The organism is Ruegeria sp. I3 (assembly GCF_056532525.1).
Window position 1 is genome coordinate 732,112 of record NZ_JBQFNI010000002.1, and the last position, 21,160, is coordinate 753,271.

General features: G+C 56.7%; 23 protein-coding genes. 10 read left to right on the top strand and 13 right to left on the bottom strand.

All coding sequences use genetic code 11. From position 1 onward, the window contains the following. Positions 1 to 150: 150 nt before the first annotated feature. Positions 151 to 474, bottom strand: a complete 324-nt coding sequence (locus ACR0L9_RS08030) for a hypothetical protein (RefSeq protein ID WP_170405485.1) — start codon at positions 472 to 474, stop codon at positions 151 to 153. A gap of 164 nt (positions 475 to 638) precedes the next feature. On the opposite strand from ACR0L9_RS08030, the gene ACR0L9_RS08035 reads away from it, so the two are divergent. After that, complete coding sequence (locus tag ACR0L9_RS08035; RefSeq protein WP_170465407.1) at positions 639 to 1,004, top strand: HesB/IscA family protein; 366 nt, start codon at positions 639 to 641, stop codon at positions 1,002 to 1,004. Here ACR0L9_RS08035 and ACR0L9_RS08040 read toward each other — a convergent pair. Beyond that, on the bottom strand, positions 1,001 to 1,915 hold the full coding sequence (locus ACR0L9_RS08040; protein ID WP_480895372.1) for an isopenicillin N synthase family dioxygenase: 915 nt from the start codon (positions 1,913 to 1,915) through the stop codon (positions 1,001 to 1,003). The genes ACR0L9_RS08035 and ACR0L9_RS08040 overlap by 4 nt on opposite strands. Before the next feature lie 120 nt (positions 1,916 to 2,035). Between ACR0L9_RS08040 and tpiA the strand changes: the two genes are divergently transcribed. After that, entirely contained in the window at positions 2,036 to 2,785 is a 750-nt protein-coding gene (gene tpiA, locus ACR0L9_RS08045; protein WP_480736331.1) for a triose-phosphate isomerase, read from the top strand. A gap of 9 nt (positions 2,786 to 2,794) precedes the next feature. Here tpiA and ACR0L9_RS08050 read toward each other — a convergent pair whose 3' ends face one another. The 7 genes from ACR0L9_RS08050 to ACR0L9_RS08080 all read right to left on the bottom strand — a co-directional run bounded on the left by ACR0L9_RS08050 (position 2,795) and on the right by ACR0L9_RS08080 (position 10,224). Further along, entirely contained in the window at positions 2,795 to 3,241 is a 447-nt protein-coding gene (locus ACR0L9_RS08050) for a nucleoside deaminase (protein WP_480895373.1), read from the bottom strand. 65 nt (positions 3,242 to 3,306) lie between these two features. Next, a complete protein-coding gene (locus ACR0L9_RS08055; protein WP_170510169.1) occupies positions 3,307 to 3,618 on the bottom strand; it encodes a DMT family transporter in 312 nt (103 codons plus the stop codon). 156 nt (positions 3,619 to 3,774) lie between these two features. After that, positions 3,775 to 5,151 (bottom strand): TRAP transporter large permease, encoded by a 1,377-nt coding sequence (locus ACR0L9_RS08060; protein ID WP_480590540.1) that lies wholly within the window; start codon positions 5,149 to 5,151, stop codon positions 3,775 to 3,777. Beyond that, on the bottom strand, positions 5,151 to 5,828 hold the full coding sequence (locus tag ACR0L9_RS08065; protein ID WP_480895374.1) for a TRAP transporter small permease: 678 nt from the start codon (positions 5,826 to 5,828) through the stop codon (positions 5,151 to 5,153). The genes ACR0L9_RS08060 and ACR0L9_RS08065 overlap by 1 nt, the downstream gene beginning before the upstream one ends. A 116-nt stretch (positions 5,829 to 5,944) precedes the next feature. Further along, complete coding sequence (locus tag ACR0L9_RS08070; protein WP_480438504.1) at positions 5,945 to 6,946, bottom strand: DctP family TRAP transporter solute-binding subunit; 1,002 nt, start codon at positions 6,944 to 6,946, stop codon at positions 5,945 to 5,947. Positions 6,947 to 7,264: 318 nt separating this feature from the next. Then, a complete protein-coding gene (locus ACR0L9_RS08075) occupies positions 7,265 to 8,494 on the bottom strand; it encodes a sigma-54-dependent transcriptional regulator (protein ID WP_170393221.1) in 1,230 nt (409 codons plus the stop codon). Next, the gene (locus tag ACR0L9_RS08080; RefSeq protein WP_480895375.1) at positions 8,491 to 10,224 is read right to left on the bottom strand and encodes a sensor histidine kinase; all 1,734 of its coding nucleotides are present in this window, start codon (positions 10,222 to 10,224) and stop codon (positions 8,491 to 8,493) included. Before ACR0L9_RS08080 ends, ACR0L9_RS08075 begins: the two co-directional genes overlap by 4 nt. A gap of 46 nt (positions 10,225 to 10,270) precedes the next feature. Between ACR0L9_RS08080 and ACR0L9_RS08085 the strand changes: the two genes are divergently transcribed. Beyond that, positions 10,271 to 11,452 carry a cytochrome P450 gene (locus ACR0L9_RS08085; RefSeq protein ID WP_480895376.1) on the top strand — a complete coding sequence of 394 codons (1,182 nt, stop codon included), beginning with the start codon at positions 10,271 to 10,273 and terminating at the stop codon, positions 11,450 to 11,452. A gap of 106 nt (positions 11,453 to 11,558) precedes the next feature. On the opposite strand, the gene ACR0L9_RS08090 is transcribed toward ACR0L9_RS08085, so the two are convergent. Next, positions 11,559 to 12,032, bottom strand: a complete 474-nt coding sequence (locus tag ACR0L9_RS08090) for an Lrp/AsnC family transcriptional regulator (RefSeq protein ID WP_010439761.1) — start codon at positions 12,030 to 12,032, stop codon at positions 11,559 to 11,561. A 245-nt stretch (positions 12,033 to 12,277) separates the two neighbouring features. Between ACR0L9_RS08090 and ACR0L9_RS08095 the strand changes: the two genes are divergently transcribed. The 6 genes from ACR0L9_RS08095 (at position 12,278) to infC (ending at position 17,123) form a co-directional block, all read left to right on the top strand. Next, complete coding sequence (locus tag ACR0L9_RS08095) at positions 12,278 to 12,592, top strand: DUF2849 domain-containing protein (protein WP_170393224.1); 315 nt, start codon at positions 12,278 to 12,280, stop codon at positions 12,590 to 12,592. Positions 12,593 to 12,657: 65 nt separating this feature from the next. Next, the gene (locus tag ACR0L9_RS08100) at positions 12,658 to 14,322 is read left to right on the top strand and encodes a nitrite/sulfite reductase (protein WP_480895377.1); all 1,665 of its coding nucleotides are present in this window, start codon (positions 12,658 to 12,660) and stop codon (positions 14,320 to 14,322) included. Continuing rightward, on the top strand, positions 14,312 to 15,073 hold the full coding sequence (locus tag ACR0L9_RS08105) for a phosphoadenylyl-sulfate reductase (RefSeq protein ID WP_170510600.1): 762 nt from the start codon (positions 14,312 to 14,314) through the stop codon (positions 15,071 to 15,073). Before ACR0L9_RS08100 ends, ACR0L9_RS08105 begins: the two co-directional genes overlap by 11 nt. Then, positions 15,070 to 15,477, top strand: a complete 408-nt coding sequence (locus tag ACR0L9_RS08110) for a DUF934 domain-containing protein (protein WP_170393227.1) — start codon at positions 15,070 to 15,072, stop codon at positions 15,475 to 15,477. Before ACR0L9_RS08105 ends, ACR0L9_RS08110 begins: the two co-directional genes overlap by 4 nt. A 105-nt stretch (positions 15,478 to 15,582) precedes the next feature. Further along, on the top strand, positions 15,583 to 16,416 hold the full coding sequence (locus ACR0L9_RS08115) for a ferredoxin--NADP reductase (RefSeq protein WP_170595767.1): 834 nt from the start codon (positions 15,583 to 15,585) through the stop codon (positions 16,414 to 16,416). Positions 16,417 to 16,661: 245 nt separating this feature from the next. Beyond that, positions 16,662 to 17,123 carry a translation initiation factor IF-3 gene (gene infC / locus ACR0L9_RS08120; protein ID WP_238528775.1) on the top strand — a complete coding sequence of 154 codons (462 nt, stop codon included), beginning with the start codon at positions 16,662 to 16,664 and terminating at the stop codon, positions 17,121 to 17,123. Positions 17,124 to 17,198: 75 nt separating this feature from the next. On the opposite strand, the gene ACR0L9_RS08125 is transcribed toward infC, so the two are convergent. Further along, complete coding sequence (locus ACR0L9_RS08125) at positions 17,199 to 18,515, bottom strand: aspartate aminotransferase family protein (protein WP_480895378.1); 1,317 nt, start codon at positions 18,513 to 18,515, stop codon at positions 17,199 to 17,201. Beyond that, complete coding sequence (locus ACR0L9_RS08130) at positions 18,512 to 19,264, bottom strand: beta-keto acid cleavage family enzyme (protein ID WP_480895379.1); 753 nt, start codon at positions 19,262 to 19,264, stop codon at positions 18,512 to 18,514. The genes ACR0L9_RS08125 and ACR0L9_RS08130 overlap by 4 nt, the downstream gene beginning before the upstream one ends. 110 nt (positions 19,265 to 19,374) lie before the next feature. Here ACR0L9_RS08130 and ACR0L9_RS08135 point away from each other — a divergent pair, with 110 nt between their 5' ends. Continuing rightward, entirely contained in the window at positions 19,375 to 20,274 is a 900-nt protein-coding gene (locus ACR0L9_RS08135; RefSeq protein ID WP_480895380.1) for a MurR/RpiR family transcriptional regulator, read from the top strand. Positions 20,275 to 20,321: 47 nt separating this feature from the next. On the opposite strand, the gene ACR0L9_RS08140 is transcribed toward ACR0L9_RS08135, so the two are convergent. Beyond that, positions 20,322 to 21,113 carry an FAD binding domain-containing protein gene (locus ACR0L9_RS08140; RefSeq protein WP_170510198.1) on the bottom strand — a complete coding sequence of 264 codons (792 nt, stop codon included), beginning with the start codon at positions 21,111 to 21,113 and terminating at the stop codon, positions 20,322 to 20,324. Between the last annotated feature and the right edge of the window lie 47 nt (positions 21,114 to 21,160).

Genomic DNA, 21,160 nt, shown 5'->3' on the forward strand with positions numbered 1-21,160 from the left:
GCGCAGGATGTTGAGTCGCGGGCGTCTTATCCGATTGCCCCGCTAAATTGACATACTTCGTGAATTGCATGGGCCTCTGACCATAGCCATCCCCCATTCAATGGGCCCATTCCGGGCCGCTCTTGCCCGAGAGCGGCCCTTTTTGTTTGATTATTCTATGTTACAGGTCGATTTGATTTCAGCAGCGCGCGCGTCCAGCTCTTTTATATAGTCGCCTGACAGCATCTTCAGGTGCTTGCTCTCGGTTCCTGTGACGAGACCCAGCAAGGCACCGGCAGGGAGGATCGAGAACACGCTTTCAGCCTGCTGGTCCTCGGCATGTTTCTTTTCAGCTGCGATTGCGCGCAGATCACCGGGCGCGGTCGCACAGTTGACCGGGTGCCGTTTTGTGTCATCTATCGCAAATGCCGCAGACGCGGACGCCAGCAACATAGATGTGAAAATGGCTGCTCCTGCCCAGTTCTGCGCTCTCATCGATCCAAACCTCTCTGGAATGCCTGTCCTTTACTTCAGGTACGCTAAAGCTTTGCGCACCATCGTGACAACCCTGCGCGGAGTGTGTATTTGAACAGGCTCTCTCTTGAGCCCGGCGCGTGTCGGCCTTAGATTAGAGATAACGCGCGATAACGGAGCCCACCATGTTTGGCATTCCCGGCAAACAAGCCGTGACCATGACACCTAAAGCTGCTGAACAGATTGTTCGGCTTATGAAATCCGGCGGTCACACCGGATTGCGCATCGGCGTCAAGAAAGGCGGCTGTGCGGGGATGGAATACACCATGGACTACGTCGATGATGCCGACCCGAACGACGAAGTGGTCGAGCAGGATGGCGCGCGTGTAATGATCGCCCCCATGGCACAGATGTTCCTGTTCGGAACCGAGATCGACTACGAGGTTTCACTGCTTGAGGCCGGGTTCAAGTTCCGAAACCCGAATGTAGTCGATGCATGCGGATGCGGAGAATCGATCAAGTTCGACGAAACCTTGGCTGAACAACGCTAACTCGCAGCTTTTAGGTGGACGTAGGTCTCATTAAATCGCCGCGTCAGATGCTCTCCGGCGCGGATCGTGGCGTATGAACCCGGCGGCGCAACATTTGTGTCGTAAGAAGGATTGAAGAACAACGGAACCGAGATCCTCTCGTTCACGCTGCCTTTGACCCTATGCTCGGTCGCTTTGACTTCTCCTGCGGTCCAAAACTCCAGCATCTCGCCGAAATTGATTATGAATTGTCCCGGTGTGGCGTTTACAGCTTGCCAATCGCCATCAGGCATACGAACTTCCAGACCCGGTGTGCCGTCCGTGGCCAGCAAAGTCAGGCAGCCATAATCCGTATGCGCGCCGATACCAAAGTCCTTTTCTCCTGCCCAATCAGGGCGTTGCGGATAGAAGTTACCGCGCAGCAGCGCCATTGGCGTATCAAAGGCCGCATCAAAACTGTTTGCATCCCTACCGATGGCAATCGCAATCGCGCGCAAAACGCGAATGGCAACTGAGCAGGCGTCTGAATAGTAACTCTGGATCGTTCTCCGAAACGCGTCGGCCCCGTCTGGCCAGAGATTTGGGGCATACACACCTAATCCACGCCCCGCATAGGGATCATCGGCTGGCAGTTCAAAACCGCTATCAAAGACTTCTTTGAAATCCGGGTTCGCCCTGAGATCCACCTGTTCGGAACGCGGCGCACCCCAACCGCGGTTGGCACCCGTAGCTGCCATATCGACGCTCTGCTTGATCTCATCGGGTTGACGAAAAAAATCGCGATACGCGTCAATCACCAGCTGCACACGGGCGGCATCGAGGCCGGAATTGGAGATTGTTAGAAATCCGATCTGGCGAACAGCATGTCTCAGCTTTTCCATCTCATCTGGATCACGCAGATCCAATTTGGCGAGATCGAGATCGTCTATCATGCCATCCTCCGCAACAACGCGCGCAATGTGTCCCGACACGTAGCGCTATGCAACCGGAATTGTCAGCCCCGCCTGCGGGTGATATCCGAGGGTTCAAAGCAGAAAACCGGAGGGATCGCGATGCGGCGTAAGTTGGCGGCAGGCAACTGGAAAATGAACGGAACTGGCGTTGCGCTGAGCGAGTTAGAAGCGTTGAAAGCCTCGCACCCATCTTCTGCGGTAGAAATCCTGATATGCCCACCAGCTACTTTGCTTCATCGCGCGGCAAATACGGTTGAAGGTTCGGGCATTACCGTTGGTGGCCAAGACTGCCACGCGGCGCTCTCGGGTGCGCATACCGGGGATCTGAGTGCCGAGATGCTGTTGGATGCAGGGGCGAGCGCAGTGATCCTTGGCCATTCCGAGCGCCGTGAAGATCATGCTGAGCAGAACGAAGACATCCGTGCCAAAGCCCGCACCGCCATGGATGCAGGCCTGAAGACGATCATCTGCGTTGGTGAAAGCCTTGAACAGCGCGAAGCAGCAAATACTCTGGATATCATCGGTGGACAGATGTCGGGTTCGATCCCGGATCAAGCGACAGGCGAGAACCTGATTGTCGCATATGAGCCGATCTGGGCCATCGGCACCGGTAAGGTTCCAACTTTGGAAGAGATCGGAGAAGTGCACGATTTCATACGCGCACGTCTGGAACGCCGATTTGGCGAAGGTGTCGGCCGGTCAGTCCGCCTGCTGTATGGCGGATCGGTCAAACCCGGTAATGCTGCCGAGATTTTTGGCGTTTCAAATGTTGACGGAGCGTTGGTGGGTGGCGCCAGTCTGAAAGCAACTGATTTCTCGGGCATCATTCAGGCGCTTGAAAGCGCCTGATCGCCAACCTCATTCGGCAATATCTTCGGCCCAAAGCGCGGGCTTCTCTTCGATAAAACGCTTCATCAATGCAATGCAGTCCGGGTCATCTGCGATGATGACCTCGACACCGCGATCGCGCAGGAAGTCCTCATTGCCGCCAAAATTCACGGTGTCTCCGATCACAACACGCGGGATACCGAACTGTACGATCGTGCCAGAACACATCATGCAAGGCGACAGCGAGGTATAGAGCACAGTATCGCGATAGGTCTTCTGCCGCCCTGCCTTGCGCAGCGCATCCATTTCCCCATGGGCAATCGGGTCGCCCAGTTGGACACGCTGATTACGCCCGTGCGCGACGACCTCACCACCCCGCGCAAGCACTGAACCGATTGGGCAGCCTCCTTCGTCAAATCCAGCTTTCGCCTCATCATAGGCAACGCGCAGCAAGCGTGCATCGGTGTCGGTCAGCATATGCAGGTGTCCTTTGTTCGGAGTTGTTTCGCAAAGCTGCCCGACACCACTACGGCGGTCAACGCTTAGGCCAGTTTCATGATGACCAAACCCGTCACGATTAGAATCGCAGCGCCGATCCGCATGGGCGTCAGCGCTTCACCCAGGAACAGGATGCCAACAGTGAACGCCCCTACTGCGCCGATCCCGGTCCAGATCGTATAGGCGGTGCCAAGCGGCAGATCCCGCATGGCCATTGCAAGCAGGCCAAATGACCCGATCATCGCAACACCCATGATCGCCGTCGGCCACAGCCGCGTGAAACCAGCGGTCTGCTTCATCGCGACGGCCCAGACGATTTCGAGGAGGCCAGCAAACAATAGTAATATCCAGGGCATAAGAACACCTCACTTTCCGAGATCGGGTCGTCCCGAATAATCGTCCATGATGGTGAGGTCGTCCTCTGACCCTCAGATATGCGTTTGGGCATCAGTTTCAAGACAAAAAAACCGGGCGGATTACACCGCCCGGTTCATATGCTCGGTTTAACCGATCTAGTTGGTTATGATCTCAGGCCCCATGAATGTGTTGGGCAGGAATGTCGAAATCCACGGGATATACGTAACCATGATGAGGAAGACGAACAGCACGGCCAAGAACGGCAACGCTGCCCTCACAACACTCATCATCGGCATACCCGCCACGCCAGAGGTTACGAACAAGTTCAACCCGACCGGAGGCGTGATCATCCCGATCTCCATGTTCACCACCATGATGATGCCCAGATGGATCGGATCGATGCCCAGCTCGATGGCAATCGGGAACACCAGGGGGGCCACAATGACCAGCAGACCTGAGGGCTCCATGAACTGGCCACCGATCAGCAGGATCACGTTGACTACAATCAGGAAAGTCACTGGCCCCAGACCCGCCGATAGCATAGCGCTTGCTATATGCTGGGGCACCTGCTCATCCGTCAGCACATGTTTCAGGATCAGCGCGTTGGCGATCACGAACAGCAGCGTGACAGTCAGCTTGCCGGCCTCGAACAGCGTATGCTTGGTGTCGGGGTGCACAAAGGCCGTGATCAACGCATAGGGTTTCTTGAGCAGCGAGATGTTCTGCGCATCCCCTTCAGTGCTGAGCGGACCCATATCCTTGTAGACAAAACTTGCGATCAGGAACGCATAGACGGCAGCAACAGCCGCGGCCTCGGTCGGGGTAAAGATACCTCCGTAGATACCGCCGAGGATGATGACGATCAGGAACAGACCCCAACCGGCCTCGCGTGCTGACGTGAAGACTTCGCCCCAACCTTTCCAATCGCCTTTGGGAAGGTTCTTGACCTTGGCCATGACGTAAATGGTGATCATTAGCATCAGACCGGCCATCAAACCCGGAATAACGCCCGCAAGGAACATCCGCCCGACCGAAACCTCCACGGCTGCCGCATAGACCACCATCACGATTGATGGCGGAATCAGAATGCCCAGTGTCCCTGCGTTACAGATCACACCGGCGGCGAATTCCTTGGAATAGCCCACCTGACGCATGCCAGCGATGACGATCGATCCGATGGCCACAACTGTCGCCGGAGACGAACCGGACAAGGCCGCAAACAACATACAAGCGAAGACGCCAGCAATTGCCAGACCTCCGGGCAAGTGCCCCACACAAGCGATCGAGAACCGGATGATCCGCCGCGCCACTCCACCTGTGGTCATGAAAGATGACGCGAGAATGAAAAACGGGATAGCCAAGAGGGTGAAATGCCCCTCAAATGCCTCAAACAGCGTGCCCGCGACCGAAGCCAATGAGCTGTCGGAATAGATCAGCAGGAAGAGGGTCGAGCTGAGACCAAGTGCCACCGCGATCGGAACGCCGATCAACAATAGGCCAATGACCATCGAGAAAAGTAGTACGACGTCCATCAGTCATGCTCCCCCTGCTGGGCGCGGACTTCTTCGATCTCGTCCTCAACCTCGTGGCTAGCTACAAGGCGATCAGTTTCACCGCGCAAAATCTGTACTGCGACCTGTGCAAAACGGATCACCAGCAGCAACATCGAAAGAGGCAGAACGAAATACGGAACGACCTTGGGCAGTTTCTCGTAATATTCGCCATAGTTGATCATATCTTCCAGAAACCGCAGCGGCGCGACCATCGGGATATCATCAACTTCATAGAAGCTCTGGCTGCGCGCACTCATGTCAAAGCCGGTCGGAAACCAGCGACCCGAGGTGGGCGGCAGATCGGCAAACACTGCCCAGTAGTCATACGAACCCTTGAGCAGGAGCAGAGAAAACACCAGACAGCAAGCCACGGCTATCAGCGCCAAAACCCGGCGTGGCGCGGGGGCCAGCATGTTCAGGATCGCATCAACACCCAGATGTGCATGCTTTTTCACTGCATAAGACGCACCCAGCAGCACCAACCAACCGAAGGTGAATACTGTCAGTTCCAGCGCCCAAAGAATGTTAGAATTGAATACAAACCGCGCGATCACATTGGCGAAGGTGACAATTGTCATCAGACCCAACAGGCACGCAATCATGGTTTCTTCGATATGGTCGACCAGCCCGCCTTGGCCGGGTTTCGCACCAGACATCTCTCTGTCCCCGCATTTTTTTGATGAGAGTGGTGGGAGTGTGGCGGGCCACTAAGGCCCGCCCAGCCAATGCGTCCATAACTCCCCAGTCCCCGGACGCGTGGCTTGAACCGGGATCAGAACCCGGCGTTGATCGCCTGTGCGGCGTCAATCTTGTCCTGACCAACGTCACCGGCAAATTTGTCCCAGACTGGCTTCATCGCATCGACCCAGGCCTGGCGCTGCTCGGGGTTCAGTTCCCGGATGATGCCCCCTGCGTCAGTGATCGAAGCCTTGGCAGCTTCGTTTACGGAAAAGGCCTCCTTGTTACGGGTCTCGGTCACTTCGGCGAGAATCGTCAGGAATTGATCGCGAACTTCAGGCTCCAGGCTGTCCAGCCAGTCAACTGAGGTTACAACCAGATAATCGATGATACCGTGGTTCGTTTCTGTGATGCCGTCCTGCACCTCGAAGAACTTCTTGCCGTAGATGTTCGACCAGGTGTTTTCCTGCCCGTCAACAACGCCCTGTTGCAGAGCACCGTACACTTCTGAGAACGCCATCTTCTGAGGGCTGCCACCAATTGCTTCCATCTGGGCAACCAATACGTCCGAAGACTGAACGCGGAACTTCAGGCCGTTCGCATCCGAAGGATCTTCCAACGGCTTGTTCGCAGACATCTGCTTCATGCCATTGTGCCAGAATGCCAGCCCCTGCAGGCCGCGGCGCTGCATGCTGTCTTTCATCGCCTGACCATCAGCCGAGGCTTGGAACGCATCCACAGCATCGATGTTCTTGAACATGAACGGCAGATCGAACAGGCGGAATTGCTTTGTAAACTTCTCAAACTTCGACAGCGAAGGCGCGGCCAACTGCACGTCGCCCTGCAGCATCGCTTCAAGAACCTTGTCATCGTTGTAAAGAGTGGAGTTCGGATAAACCTCCATGCACATCACGCCGTTCATCTCGTCATTGACGCGCTGCTCAAGCAGCGAAGCGGCGATGCCCTTGGGGTGTTTGTCCGTATTGGTCACATGCGCAAACTTCACGACGATCTCGCCATCATCGCAAGCTGCTACACCAGCGGTCGCTGTCACGGACAGTGCGATTGCGGTTGCTGCCGTTGTCAGGAATTTCATCAGTCTTATCCTCCCAGACTTCCCTAAAACTTCCATCGAGCGCCCAATCAGCGCCGTATGTTGCGGAGTGAACCGAATCGGCTCCTCACTCTCAACATTTTGTTTAGATGTTGCTGAGATCTGTTTTTTCCAAATAATTTCTTACGGTTAAATGATGTCCGTTATAAATCTGGTGTTTCGGCAGAACTACGCTGTGCGATTTTTCGCACAGGCAGTCAGCACCTTGTGCGAATTTCCGCACAATATCCGAATCGATGCGAGCGAATCGCTCGCTTAAGCCACAGCGCAACCGCAGTTCGCCCTAGCGGAAGTGTTTTGCTAACGACGATAGTCTTCTGGCCTAATGTGGTAGCGGGTCAGCTTGTCATAAAAAGTTTTGCGCGGCAGCTTCAGTGCCTTGGCGGCATCCGCAGCCTTGCCATTGTGGCGCCCAAGGGCTGCAATCAGCAAAGACCTCTCAACGCGCGCCAATTGCTCGCTCAACCCCAGATCAGCGGCCTGTGCAACCTCATCCGGCATCCCCAACACAAACCGCATTGCCGCCGACATCAACGATCGGGCATTGCCCGGCCAATCCTGCGCCATCAGCGAGGCCAGATGCTCGGGTGTCACTTCAGGTTCCGCAATCCCGGCCTGCTCAGCGGCCTGCGCCACATAGCGGCGAAAGATGACGGGGATATCCTCGGGCCGTTCTGACAGGGCCGGGATTCGCACCCGCATGACATCCAACCTATAGAACAGATCGGCATTGAACCTTCCCTGTGCAGTAAGGTCCGACAAATCGGCCGTTGCCCCTGCGATGATTCTGGCTTCCGTCCCTTGTTCGATCAGTTCCAGCGCGGCGTATTGCGTGGCATCCGACATCGCCGAGATCTCATCCAGATACAGCGATCCGCCTGCCGCATCCTTACAGACACGCAACAAATCATCCGGGTTCAGGCCTGAGGCAGGGCGTTTGACAAATGGCCCCTGTCCAACCGGAGACATCAGATGGACAACTTCAGCGACCTTTGAAACTCCGCTACCCGCTGGCCCGGTAACCAGTACCTCGGCCCGTGTTGGCGCTACGCTCCGCACTCGCTCACGCAAGGCCTCGGCTTGATCTGACAACCCAAACAGCATGCGTGCTGCGGGATCGCCACGCTCAAGTTCGCGCCGTTGCTCGCGTTCCTGCAGAATTTCTGCGCGCGCTGCGAAGGCTCGCTCGAGTACCGCCAATAAGTCCGCTGCTGCACAGGGCTTTTCCAGAAAATCAAATGCTCCCTGCCCCATGGCCTGTACCGCCATCGGGATATCGCCTTCACCTGTCAGCAATACCACCGGAAGCTCAGGATCAACCTCGCGCGCGTATGCGAGCAGATGAAACCCATCCCGCCCCGGCATGCGAATATCCGAGATGATCACACCGCCGAAGTCACGATGAATATGATCCTTTGCGGCCACGAAAGATCCCGCGGTGACCGGTTCATACTCGGCCAATTCGAGGGTTTGCGCCAAGGCCTCACGTACGGCGGCATCATCATCGACCAAAAGCACTTTGCGGATCATGCTGCCTCATCTTCTTCAAAGGGTTCCAGTTCAACCGTGAATTCAGCACCCTCGTCCGTGTTGGCACCGCGAATATCCCCCCCGAAGCTCTGAACCAGACCGTAGGATATCGACAGCCCCAGACCCATCCCTTCGGACGTCCCAACCGTTTTTGTGGTGTAGAACGGCTCAAACACGCGGTCGGGGTCCTCGATGCCGGGTCCGGTATCCCGCACCGACACGCGAATAGGCTTTCCCCCTGACAGAGTGACCAATATTCTGCGCGTCGGTCGATCGACCATCGCATCCGCTGCATTATTGATTAGGTTGACAAACACCTGTACCAGTCGCACCTCTCCACCCCAAGCATAGACCGCAGTCTTTGGCGGCACCCACTCCAACGCGACGTTCTCATCGCGCAGGCGCGCCTCGGTCAATTCTGTGGCAGTGTTCAGAACCTGAACCAGATCAACGCGCCCCATTGGTTCGCTTTCATTTCTCGCAAAAGCCCGCAGGTTCTTGATGATCCGCGCCATGCGTGCGGCCATATCGGAAATGCGGCCCAGATTTTCGCCAGCTCTCTGGCCCTTGCCGCGCTCAAGAAAGGCGGACCCGTTGTCGGCGAACTGCTGAATCGCCATCAAGGGCTGGTTCAATTCATGACTGATGCCAGCCGACATCTTGCCCAAAGCGCTCAACTTACCAGCCTGAACCAAATCGGCCTGCGCTTGTTTGAGCGCGGCCTCCGCCTCCTGCCGCTCGGCAACTTCGTGGCGCAAAGCGCTATTAGCCGCCGTCAAGGCGCGCGTACGTTGCGCGACCCGGCTTTCCAGCACGGTATTTGCCTCTGCAAGTGTCCGACGGCGTTCCGAGGCCAGAAACAACAAAGCACCAAAGGCGAAACAGATCGCCGCAACCGCCGCCGCCTGCAACCCCGCCAACCGGCGCGCCGGGGCGACATCAACCAGCATCTCTGCGGTCATCGCAATCACCGGAAGATCGAGCGTCAGATGCAGGGCGCGACGGGGCAGATAGCGACCCCAATTGAGCTTCCACACTTCATATCCCGCAATCCGGGTTGAGGCGAAATCGACATTCTCACCTTCTGGTGACATCAGCCCTTGCTGCCCTTGCCCGCGGCGCCATAGTAGCAGATCCGATCGGTTCGAGATAAAGACAACCCCATCCGTATCAACGAAAAACACCGCATCGGTACTGCCGCGCCATGTTTGTTCCACATCCTGCACATCGGCCAGAACCATCAACGCGCCTTCTATTTGGCCCAAATCCCCGAATGATGGGGCCGCGTATGAATAAATGCGGTTACTGCTTGCGTCTTCGACCCCATGTGCGCTGCCCAGGGCCCCCTGCATGGCGCGCTCGAAGGCCGGATGTGCGGACATATCGCGCTGCGTCACCGGTTGGGCCGCGACCAGAACCTGACCCTCCGGATTCAGGTACATAACGTTAACGGCAGCGGTTTTGTCTGCCACATCCAGCAGCACCTTTCGGGCGGCCCGTTGCTGTTCTGATGTTTCTAGCTCCTGCAAAGCAGGATGGTCCGCCATCAAGGCGGCCACTTCCTGATAGACCTGCATTTGAGTGCTCAGACGGTCGGCGGCCAGTTCTAAATCGGCCTCGGCCTTCTCGCTCAGTTGCGACAGGGCCTGACGATAGCCATAAGTCCAGACCGCCGCTGACAGCAATCCGACCGCGCATAAGAAACCGGCTATGATCCAAAAACGTTGCATATCTAGGGTCTTGCATTCAGCAGCCGCCATGGCAAGTCTGCACCGCATGAAGACGCTGACCCAATCCCCGACCGACCCGGCATTCGTGCAAAACCCATACCCCTTTTATGACAGTGCACGTCAGTCGGGCGATCTGTTCTACTGGAAAGACTACGGCCTTGTCGCGGCTGTCTCGCACAAAGCGGTGCAAATTCTGCTGCGCGATCGGCGCTTCGGGCGTGAAATCCCGGCGGAACTTGCAAAACCCGGCCCAGAGCATCTTGCACCCTGGCTAGAAGTCGAATCCCATTCGATGTTAGAGCTTGAACCCCCGCGTCATACTCGATTGCGTTCTCTGGTACTGCGGGCGTTTACCTCTCGCGCGATCACGGCGCTTGAGGGGTCCACTGAACAGTTGTGCCACGATTTGATCAAGCAGTTCCCCGCTGGCCCCTTCGATCTGCTGGAGGCCTATTGCACCCAGGTCCCCGTGATCACGATCTGCCGTCTGCTTGGTGTGCCGGAAGACATGGCACCGCAACTATTGCAGTGGTCGCACGCCATGGTGGCCATGTATCAGGCAAACCGGACGCGCCAGACCGAGGACGAAGCCGTCCGTGCCACACAAGCCTTTACCACCTATCTCGAAGAATACATCAAAAAACGCCGCACTGACCCGCGTGACGATCTGATCACCCGGTTGATCGCGGCAGAGGAAGATGGTGAAAAACTCTCGCGCGACGAACTGATCACGACCTGCATTTTGTTGCTGAACGCCGGTCACGAAGCCACCGTGCACGCCATCGGCAATGGCGTGAAGACTATGTTGACGACGGGTACACAGCAGTATGTCCTGACGCCCGGCACCATCGACGGCGCAGTCGAGGAAATCCTGCGTTTCGATCCACCACTGCACATGTTCAGACGCTATGCCTATGAAGACATTGAACTCTTCGGTCACCGCTTTGCGCGTGGTGACGAAGTTGCCTTGCTTCTGGGCGCAGCCAATCGCGACCCTACTGCTTGGTCCCAACCCGATACGTTCGACCCGATGCGAGATGTAAGCGCTAATACTAGCTTTGGTGGTGGCCTTCACTTCTGTGTGGGCGCTCCGCTGGCCCGGCTTGAGATGCGGATCGCCCTGCCCATCCTGTTCCAGCAATGCCCAAAGCTAGAGCTGACGGCAGAGCCGCAATATTCGGACAGCTACCATTTCCACGGGCTGACCAAACTCATGGTAGCGGTCTGACTTAACATCCTGTCAAGAAACCCGGATCCGTTCTTCATCTGGCCATAAATATCTTGGGGGAGTCGCCTTCGGGCGGCGGGGGCGGCGCCCCCATTCACGCTTCAAACTATCCGACAGACTTCAATGGCAGCATTGTGGTCGATTTGATCTCTTCCATCGAAAGCAAGGCTGTGACGTTGTGCACCCGTACCTCTGAAATCAACGCCTGATAAAACGCATCATACGCACGCGCGTTCTTGACGCGCACTTTCAGAATGTAATCGATGTCTCCAGCCAAACGGTGCGCTTCCTGAACCTCCGGACGATCGCGCAACGCTTTCAGGAACTTCTGCTGCCACTCCGCTTCATGTTCCGACGTACGGATCAGCACAAAGAATGTGGCCTCAAAGCCCAACGCTTCGGCATCCAGCAATACGGTCTGCTGGCCAATGACTCCTGCCCCCTTCAGCTTGCGAATGCGATTCCAAACCGGCGTCTTGGAGCTCCCTACACGGGCTGCGATTTCGTCAAGCGACTGGCTGGCATCCCGTTGCAGCTCGGCTAGAATTTTCCGATCCGTGTCGTCTATTCGCACCGACATTCCAATTTCCCTTCCAATTCAGAACAAACCTTCTTTCACTCGCCGCATATAGAACATTTGTTCTTATTTCTTCGCGCATATGGCGATTTGTTGGGAATATTTCCTATATTGGCACACAAGTCAATTTAGTCACGAGATGATCCGATGCAGGTCAAACAAACAAATATGCGCATTCACAAACCCGGCGTCGCCCGAGTTGCGCAATACCCGCACGTAGTCTCGGTTTTCAATAAGGAGCTTGCCTGATGGCCCGCGCTTTTACCCCCAAAGTCGTCACCGCCAACGACTTGTTGGAAGGTGATGTGATTTACCAGACCGAAGATGACCGGTGGTCGCGCGAGTTGTCCGATGCCGAACTGATCACGGACGAAGCTCACGCGCAGGTTCGTCTGCTGGATGCCGCGCGTCAGGCCAACAAGATCGTCGGCGCCTATCTTGCCGACGCGGTGGCCGGAGAAAACGGCCCCGAACCCACCCACTTTCGGGAGGATTTCCGCCGGACTGGTCCGTCCAACTATGCCCACGGCAAACAGGAAACCTCCCCGCAGCCTCGGGCCTGATCTCAGGCCATTCTCTCTCCCCTTCAAGGCCCCGGGTCCGGGGCTGCAACTAAGGACAGCTAAACATGTATCGCTACTCCGAGTTCGACACAGCATTTTTGGCAGAACGCAACGCGCAGTTCCGTGCGCAGGTTGAGCGTCGCATTGACGGTTCGCTGACTGAAGACGAATTCAAGCCACTGCGCCTGATGAATGGTCTGTATCTGCAATTGCACGCTTATATGCTGCGGGTCGCTATTCCATATGGCACGCTGTCCAGTGCTCAGATGCGTCAGCTCGCTTTGCTGGCCGAGAAATGGGACAAAGGTTACGGCCATTTTACCACCCGTCAGAACATTCAGTACAACTGGCCGAAGCTGAACGACGTGCCGGATATGCTGGACGCACTGGCCGAGGTTGGCATGCACGCCATCCAGACCTCGGGTAACACCATCCGCAACGTGACCGCCGATCATTTCGCCGGTGCCGCCGCGGATGAGGTCGCTGATCCGCGCCCCTATGCCGAACTGCTGCGCCAGTGGTCGACCGACCATCCTGAATTCCAGTTCATGCCGCGCAAATTCAAGATCGCCATCACCGGCAGCGAGAATGACCGCGCCGTGATCAAGGCGCATGACATCGGCCTGCAATTGGTTGAGCGTGATGGCGTTCTGGGTGCCCGCGTCATCGTTGGCGGTGGTCTGGGCCGTACGCCCATGATCGGCAAAGAGCTATCGGAATTCGTCGCCTTTGACGACCTGCTGGCCTATCTTGAGGCCACCGTTTCCGTGTGGAACCAGATCGGCCGTCGCGACAACAAGTACAAGGCACGTATCAAGATCACCGTGCACGAGCATGGTATCGACGCCATCCGTGCCAAAGTGAACGAACGCTTTTTGAAGGTTCGCCCGCAATTCAAAGGCGCGGATATGAACCTGCTGGACAAAATCAAAGGCCACTTTGCGCCTCCAGCCTTCCGTGATGGTTCGGTTGCCTCGTTCGAGAGTGCCTACACCAACGATCCGGTCTTCCGTTCGTGGGTCGACACCAACATCGCGCCGCACAAGAACGCGGACCACGCGATCGTCACGATCTCGATCAAGAAGCACGGCCAGACGCCGGGCGATGCGACTGCCGAGCAGATGCGCGTAATGGCTGATCTGGCCGAAGAGTTTGCCTATGACGAACTGCGTATCAGCCACGAGCAGAACGTAATCCTGCCGCATGTCCACAAATCCGACCTGCCCGCGATCCACGCGACGCTGAAAGAATACGAGTTGGCGACCGCCAACATCGGCTTGATCAGCGACATTATCGCCTGCCCCGGTATGGATTACTGCGCACTGGCGACGGCACGTTCGATCCCCGTGGCGCAGGAAATCGCGACCCGGTTCGAAGACCTGAAACTGGAGCATGATATCGGCCACCTGAAGATCAAGATCTCGGGCTGCATCAACGCCTGTGGTCACCACCATGTGGGTCACATCGGCATTCTTGGCCTGGACCGCGCTGGCGTCGAAAACTACCAGATCACTCTGGGTGGTGACGGCACCGAATCCGCCGCCATCGGTGATCGTACTGGCCCGGGCTTCGCCTATGACGAGATCGTTCCGGCGGTCGAGCGCATCGTCGACACGTATCTGGAGCAGCGCGACAGCACCGAAGAGACCTTCTTGCAGACCTATCGCCGCGTTGGCATGGCACCGTTCAAAGCGGCGCTTTACCCCGAGGCACAGGCCAATGCCGCTTGACCTGATCCAAACGGAACTGGGGGCTGACCGCGCCGAACTGACCGAAAAGGTCGAGGCGCTGAACGCCCGCTTCCGCCACCACAGTGCCCATGATGTGATGCATGGCGCATTGGACGAGATCGAGGAGCTTGCTCTGGTCTCCAGCTTTGGCGCGGAATCGGTGGTGTTGCTGCATATGGCTGCAGTGGTCGACAAGATGACCCCAGTGCTGTTCGTGGACACCCAGATGCTGTTTGCCGAAACGCTGGAATACCAGCAGGAGGTCAGCGAGCGTCTGGGCCTGCGCAATGTGCAGATCATCCGCGCCGAGGATGAAGATGTTCAGCGCGACGATCCTTATGGCGCGTTGCGTTTGCGTGACACCGATGCCTGCTGCAACCTGCGCAAGACCTTCCCGCTGCAGAAAGCTCTGACCGGGTATTGTGGCTGGATCACCGGGCGCAAACGGTTTCAGTCCGGCACCCGTGCCGCGCTGGACTTTTTCGAGGTCGAGGACGGAACCGGCCGGATCAAGGTCAACCCGCTGGCCCATTGGGCACCCGAGGATGTGCGCGCCTATATGGACGAAAACAACCTGCCCCGGCATCCGCTGGTGGCCAAAGGATACCCCTCGATCGGCTGTGCGCCCTGCACCTCGCCGGTCAAAGAAGGCGAAGACCCCCGCGCCGGGCGCTGGCGCGATCAGAACAAGGAAGAATGCGGCATCCATTTTGTTGATGGAAAAATGGTGCGCATCGGAGAGAAAACATGAACGTAATCGTAAACGACGAGGGCTTTGCCCCCGATGATTGGACCGATGGCTATGTCACGCTGGACGATGCAGCGAATGACGTGGTCGCACTGGATATCGCTTCGGACACTGACCCCGATGAACTGTTTGACCGGCTGGGCAGCGCCCAGATGGTGCGCGTGGACTTTCCATCCTCAGCGGATGGGCGCGGCTTTACGATCGCGCGCGTTCTGCGTCTGAAAGGATATACGGGTCGCCTGCGGGCAAAAGGCCATGTTCTTGCAGACCAATACGCCATGGCGCGTCGTAGCGGCTTTGACGAAGTCGAAATTGATGACACCTTGGCGAACCGGCAGCCCGAAGATCAGTGGCTGGCCCGGGCCAATTGGCAGGACAACAACTACCAGGCCCGCCTGCGCGGCTGACCCGCCATCGCCAACCTGTGATACGAAAGGGGCAATCTGCCCCTTTTCCTGACTTGGATCAAAGATTAAACGGAGATACCGGTTTAGCAGACCGGCAGTGAAATGATGACAGAGATGAAATCCGTGAGTGAAGCAACCGCCGTTAAGGCCCCCGTCCTGCCCGACGCCCAGACTGTGACCGAGGTCAAACATTGGACCGACCGCCTGTTCTCTTTCAAGGTGTCGCGCCCTGCATCGCTTCGTTTTCGCTCGGGTGAGTTCGTGATGATCGGCCTGCTAGGCGACAACGGCAAACCGCTGCTGCGCGCCTATTCCATCGCCTCGCCTTCATGGGATGAGGAACTGGAATTCTACTCGATCAAAGTGCAGGATGGCCCGCTGACCTCAAAACTGCAGCACATCCAGCCTGGTGATCAGATCATCCTTCGGCCTAAACCCGTTGGCACACTGGTGCATGACGCATTGCTGCCCGGCAAGCGCATCTGGTTCTTCGCCACCGGCACAGGCTTTGCGCCCTTCGCGTCGCTGCTGCGTGAACCGCAGACCTATGAGGATTATGACGAGGTTATCATCACCCATACCTGCCGCGACGTAGCTGAACTGGATTACGGTCGCGAGTTGATCGAGGGCGTCAAACAGGACGAGTTGCTGGCCGAACTGATTGGTGACGGTTTCGCCGACAAGATCCGCTATTATCCCACCACCACGCGGGAAGAGAGCCCAAAGATGGGCCGTATAACCGAGCTGTTAAAAGACGGCACCGTATTTGCCGATCTGGGCATCGAAGGTGGTATCAAGCCAGATACTGATCGCGCGATGGTTTGTGGCAGCCTTGCCTTCAACCATGACATCAAAGCAATTCTGGAAGAGTTCGGCTTGCGAGAAGGTGCAAATTCCGAACCCAAGGAATTCGTGATTGAAAAGGCATTTGTGGGCTAATGGGGTTTGCCGGTGGAGTTATCGACACCCTAAACCGGCAAAAACTCACGAAATTCATGGAAAATTCATGCGGCTTGCAATTTATGCCGCTTGAAACACCTCTCAGCCCGGTCTAAATTCCGGGCTCGAAATTCTGCAATCATCAAAGGAATGAACCCATAGCCCGCAGACCTCACAACGCGCCGCCACAGCGAGATACCGGCCCGCGCGTCAATGACAAGATCCGTGCTCCCGAAATTCGCCTGATTGGCGCCGAAGGTGAAAATGTCGGGGTGGTTCATCCCGCAAAGGCCATGCAGATGGCCGCCGATGTCGGCCTCGATCTGGTTGAGATTTCGCCCAACGCGAACCCGCCGGTCTGCAAAATCATGGATTTCGGCAAGTTCAAGTACGAACAGCAGAAACGCGAAAGCGAAGCCCGCAAGAAGCAAAAGATCATTGAGGTGAAAGAGGTCAAGTTCCGGCCCAACACCGACACGCATGACTATGACGTCAAGATGCGCAACGTGTTCAAGTTTCTTGAGAACGGCGACAAGGTCAAAGTCACCCTGCGTTTCCGGGGCCGCGAGATGGCGCACCAGAACCTGGGGCGTGAGCTGCTGGAACGTGTGGCCGAAGACGTCAAGGATCTGGGCAAGATCGAGAACATGCCCAAGATGGAAGGCCGTCAGATGATCATGATGATTGGCCCGCTGCCACAGAAGTAGGTTTTCTTTTTGTAGAATGACAAAAGCCCCTCCGAAATCGGAGGGGCTTCTTTGTTTTCTGGCTTCTCGCCTAAATCAGATCACCGAGGATATCGCCCGATCCAGCTTGTCTACAAGCTCGACCAGTTGGTCATCTTCGATGACAAAGGGCGGTGCTAAGAGGATATGATCTCCGTTGCGTCCATCACGCGTTCCCGACATCGGGTAACAGATCAATCCCTCGGCCATGGCGGCCTTCTTGATTTTGCCCGCCACGCCACGCGACGGATCAAACGGGGTTTTCATATCTCGATCCTCGACCAGCTCAATCCCTCGGAACAAGCCGCGACCGCGAATATCCCCGACATTCGGGTGCTGACCGAACTTGTTTTCCAGCATGCTCTGCAGCTTATCCCCCATTACACCTGCCCGCGCCGGCAGATCACGAGAGGTAAGTTCCTGTACAACGGCAAGCGCAGCCGCAGTCGCAACCGGATGACCGATATAGGTGTGGCCATGCTGGAAGAAACCCGATCCATCCCGGATCGCATCATAGATTCGACCCGAACACAGCATCGCTCCGATAGGCTGATACCCTGCACCCAACCCTTTGGCGATACAAAGAATATCCGGCGCGACATCGTCATGATCACAGGCAAACAAATGCCCGGTACGACCCATGCCGCACATTACTTCGTCGAGGATCAGAAGAACGCCGTGTTGATCGCAAATTTCACGGATTCGCTTGTAGTACCCCTCGACTGCCGGAACAGCCCCAAGCGTCGCACCAACCACCGGCTCTGCCATGAAAGCCATGACCGTTTCAGGCCCAAGGCGCAGGATTTCTGCCTCCAGCTCATTCGCAACGCGCTGACCATATTCAAAACTGCTCTCATCCTCAGGCTTTTCGGCGTACTCATAGCAAGGAGCGATATGAGTCATCTCGATCAGCATCGGTGCAAACTGCGCCCGCCGCCATTCATTGCCACCCGCCGAAAGTGCCCCCAAAGTGTTGCCGTGATAGCTTTGCCGACGCGCGATCACATGGCGGCGTTCTGGCTGACCGGTTTCCAGATAATACTGCCGCGCCAGTTTGATAGCAGCCTCGGTCGCCTCTGACCCGCCCGAGACAAAATAGACCCGGTCCAGTTCGCCGGGGGCGTGTTTAATCAGCAGATCGGCCAGTGCCTCGGCCGGTGCCGAGGTCATAAAGCCCGTATGCGCAAACGCAATCTGCGCCACCTGATCCTGCACCGCTTTGACCACAGCGGCGTTGGAATGGCCGAGGCATGAAACGGCAGCATCACCACAATCCAGATAGCGACGGCCGGTTGAGTCGATGAGATAACAGCCGTCACCACCAGCGGCCTCAGGCAGTTCCGACTTTGTATGGCGTGGAAATACGTGACTCATGTCGACGTCCTTTTCAGAAGATCAATCAGCGCCGCGACGGATGCGGCATTGTCTGCCCAAGCCTGGCCATCCGGACCGGCAAGGCTGTTCTCAAAACCAACGCGCACATCGCCACCCAGCTGCGCGGCCTTTTGCAGGCACGCATGCTCCTGCCCTCCAAAGGCACAGACCATCCATGGATCAGCGCTGTGCGGAAACACATCCAGATCATTCGGGTTTGATTCCTGCGCCGTGGCATAGCGACCAAGGACAAGCAGACGCTCGACCTGATCCGAATTTACCACCCCTTCAGCCTGCCAATGGGTCAGTAACTCGACGTCAGCGACATCATAGAGGATATGCTGAACACGAGTCCCTTGTTCCGCGCACAGAGCGTAGACCTTTGGCGCAAGTTCAGGCGACCGTGCAATCTCGCGCACCGAAATCGAAGCCCAGTCCGGGCGCACATTTTGCAAACAAGCAAGTTGTGCTTGAACGCCGAAAACGCCAGCAGCTTCTGTCGTAATCTGGATGTCCATGTCAGGGGCCGCAGCACGCAGTTCAGCAATGGTTTCGCGATACAAACCCGCATCTAGTGAATGGTTACCTGACTGATCGCGAATATGCAGATGCAGACCTTGCGCACCTGCCCTATGGCACGTTTTCGCGACCTTGACGATTTCATCAGTCTTGATCGGCAGGGCAGGATGATCTCCATGCCCTCGTCGCGCCCCGTTCGGAGCCACCAACACATATGGCCTTCTCGTCATCCTCAAACCAGTCCCAGACATTCCGTCACCTGTTTTTTACGATCCCGAATTAGACACCTCGCTCACGTTTTCAATTTGCAATTTTCATAACATTTGTTTTTTCTTACCAAATGCAACACACCTCATCCCAACTGACCGAGCAGCTTCGGCACGAAATCGACACCCTGCCTCAGCAAATGCAAGCCGCAGCGAAATACATCATCGACCACCCTGGCGATTTCGGGCTCGACCCGGTTCGGCTTACCGCCGAGAAAATCGGTGTCAGTTCAAACGTTCTGGTTCGGTTGGCACAACGTATGGGGTTCGACAGTTTTGATGCGTTCAGACGGCCCTTTCGCCAGACCCTTGTCACAGACCGGGAAGATCGGCTGGGTCAAGGCTGGCTGGATCGCATGAAATCGGGGGGCCAATTCAGCGCCGCGCAAGCTGGGTTTGCGCAAAACGAACTGAACGTCGTAGCCCGCTCCCTGCGACTGGCCGATCCTGATTTGATGCAACAGGTCACGGAGTACATGATTGCAGCTAATCGCTGTTTCATAACCGCGACCCGGGCCAGCTATGCTTTGGCCTATTATTTCCACTATGCGGGTCGGATGGCACACCCAGGATTTCAGCTTATCCCGCGACATATGGGATCAGCCATCGATGATTTGCTCGAGGCCGATGAAGCGGACTGCCTTTTCGCTATTACCGTTCACCCCTATTCCTCTGACACCATACAATCCATGCGTTTTGCGCGTAAACGCGGCATGCGCATCGTGCTATTGTCGGATAGCGACGTCATCGCCCCTGGTGTTAACCCTGACATCGTGCTGCCTGTAAGTACCCGCGCGCAACATCACTTTTCCAGCTTCTCCGGAGCGATGGCAGTGCTTGAATGCCTGCTAGGTCATCTCTTTGCCGCCGGGGGATCAGCCGCGCGTGACCGCGTGGAACGCTATCAGACGGCACGAGAAGACACCGGCGCCTACTGGCACCCCGCCAAGCCCCCAAGAGTTCGGAAAGAATAAAGAGCCCCGGCTTTCACCGAGGCTCTCAAAGCTGATTAACAATCAGATCAGCTGCAAGCTTCGACAGCCCGTTTCGTCATAACAGTGACCAGATGCGCCCGATACGTTTTGCTCCCGTGCAGATCACCAATCATGTTCATCGGATTGATGTGCAGCCCCATCAAAGCGTCCGCGCGGAACTCTTTGTTCAGGGCCTCCTCAGCCTCTGCCCAGCGGAAAACTCCGTCCTCGCTTGCGCCGGTTACTGCAACCCGAACGCCATTGGCGAACCGAGCGAGATAAACCCCGACCAACGCAAACCGAGACGCGGGCTGCAAAAACTTCTGATAACTCGCCGCCTGAGGCACAGGGAAACGCACCGAAGTGATAATCTCGCCCTCTTCCAGAGCTGTCGTGAACATGCCCTGAAAGAAGTCATCCGCCGCTATCTGGCGATTATTGGTGACAATGGTCGCGCCTGAACCCAGCACTCCCGCCGGATAACAGGCAGCTGGATCATTGTTGGCAATCGAACCGCCAATAGTGCCACGATTACGCACCGCAGGATCACCGATTTGGCCGGCCAGCGCTGCCAGCGCCGGATAGTTACCAGCAGCTTCAGCGGCCACATTTGCGTGGGTTGTTGCACCGCCTATCGCTACCGAGCCATCATCCTCGACGCAGACCCCTTTCATTTCAGCGATTCCGTTGACCGAAACCAGCTTGGATGGCGCGGCCAACCGCTGCTTCATTGTGGGGATCAGGGTTTGCCCACCCCCCAATGCCTGTGCATCCTCAACTCCCAACGCAGTAACCGCGTCAGCGATGGTCGAGGGTTTCTCAAACTCGAAATTGTACATTTCGTTCTTCCTTCCCGAAAAGCGCGGATCCGCCCTTCATCTGGCTA

Bases quoted from the DNA above. Each gene is read 5' to 3' on its own strand.
- tpiA (WP_480736331.1), top strand. From the start codon at position 2,036: ATGCGGCGTAAGTTGGCGGCAGGCAACTGGAAAATGAACGGAACTGGC.
- ACR0L9_RS08115 (WP_170595767.1), top strand. From the start codon at position 15,583: ATGACAGAGATGAAATCCGTGAGTGAAGCAACCGCCGTTAAGGCCCCC.
- ACR0L9_RS08070 (WP_480438504.1), bottom strand. From the start codon at position 6,946: ATGAAATTCCTGACAACGGCAGCAACCGCAATCGCACTGTCCGTGACA.
- ACR0L9_RS08055 (WP_170510169.1), bottom strand. From the start codon at position 3,618: ATGCCCTGGATATTACTATTGTTTGCTGGCCTCCTCGAAATCGTCTGG.
- ACR0L9_RS08035 (WP_170465407.1), top strand. From the start codon at position 639: ATGTTTGGCATTCCCGGCAAACAAGCCGTGACCATGACACCTAAAGCT.
- ACR0L9_RS08130 (WP_480895379.1), bottom strand. From the start codon at position 19,264: ATGACGAGAAGGCCATATGTGTTGGTGGCTCCGAACGGGGCGCGACGA.
- ACR0L9_RS08125 (WP_480895378.1), bottom strand. From the start codon at position 18,515: ATGAGTCACGTATTTCCACGCCATACAAAGTCGGAACTGCCTGAGGCC.
- ACR0L9_RS08090 (WP_010439761.1), bottom strand. From the start codon at position 12,032: ATGTCGGTGCGAATAGACGACACGGATCGGAAAATTCTAGCCGAGCTG.
- ACR0L9_RS08040 (WP_480895372.1), bottom strand. From the start codon at position 1,915: ATGATAGACGATCTCGATCTCGCCAAATTGGATCTGCGTGATCCAGAT.
- ACR0L9_RS08030 (WP_170405485.1), bottom strand. From the start codon at position 474: ATGAGAGCGCAGAACTGGGCAGGAGCAGCCATTTTCACATCTATGTTG.
- ACR0L9_RS08105 (WP_170510600.1), top strand. From the start codon at position 14,312: ATGCCGCTTGACCTGATCCAAACGGAACTGGGGGCTGACCGCGCCGAA.
- ACR0L9_RS08135 (WP_480895380.1), top strand. From the start codon at position 19,375: ATGCAACACACCTCATCCCAACTGACCGAGCAGCTTCGGCACGAAATC.
- ACR0L9_RS08110 (WP_170393227.1), top strand. From the start codon at position 15,070: ATGAACGTAATCGTAAACGACGAGGGCTTTGCCCCCGATGATTGGACC.
- ACR0L9_RS08085 (WP_480895376.1), top strand. From the start codon at position 10,271: ATGAAGACGCTGACCCAATCCCCGACCGACCCGGCATTCGTGCAAAAC.
- ACR0L9_RS08095 (WP_170393224.1), top strand. From the start codon at position 12,278: ATGGCCCGCGCTTTTACCCCCAAAGTCGTCACCGCCAACGACTTGTTG.
- ACR0L9_RS08060 (WP_480590540.1), bottom strand. From the start codon at position 5,151: ATGGACGTCGTACTACTTTTCTCGATGGTCATTGGCCTATTGTTGATC.
- ACR0L9_RS08080 (WP_480895375.1), bottom strand. From the start codon at position 10,224: ATGCAACGTTTTTGGATCATAGCCGGTTTCTTATGCGCGGTCGGATTG.
- ACR0L9_RS08065 (WP_480895374.1), bottom strand. From the start codon at position 5,828: ATGTCTGGTGCGAAACCCGGCCAAGGCGGGCTGGTCGACCATATCGAA.
- ACR0L9_RS08075 (WP_170393221.1), bottom strand. From the start codon at position 8,494: ATGATCCGCAAAGTGCTTTTGGTCGATGATGATGCCGCCGTACGTGAG.
- ACR0L9_RS08050 (WP_480895373.1), bottom strand. From the start codon at position 3,241: ATGCTGACCGACACCGATGCACGCTTGCTGCGCGTTGCCTATGATGAG.
- ACR0L9_RS08140 (WP_170510198.1), bottom strand. From the start codon at position 21,113: ATGTACAATTTCGAGTTTGAGAAACCCTCGACCATCGCTGACGCGGTT.
- ACR0L9_RS08100 (WP_480895377.1), top strand. From the start codon at position 12,658: ATGTATCGCTACTCCGAGTTCGACACAGCATTTTTGGCAGAACGCAAC.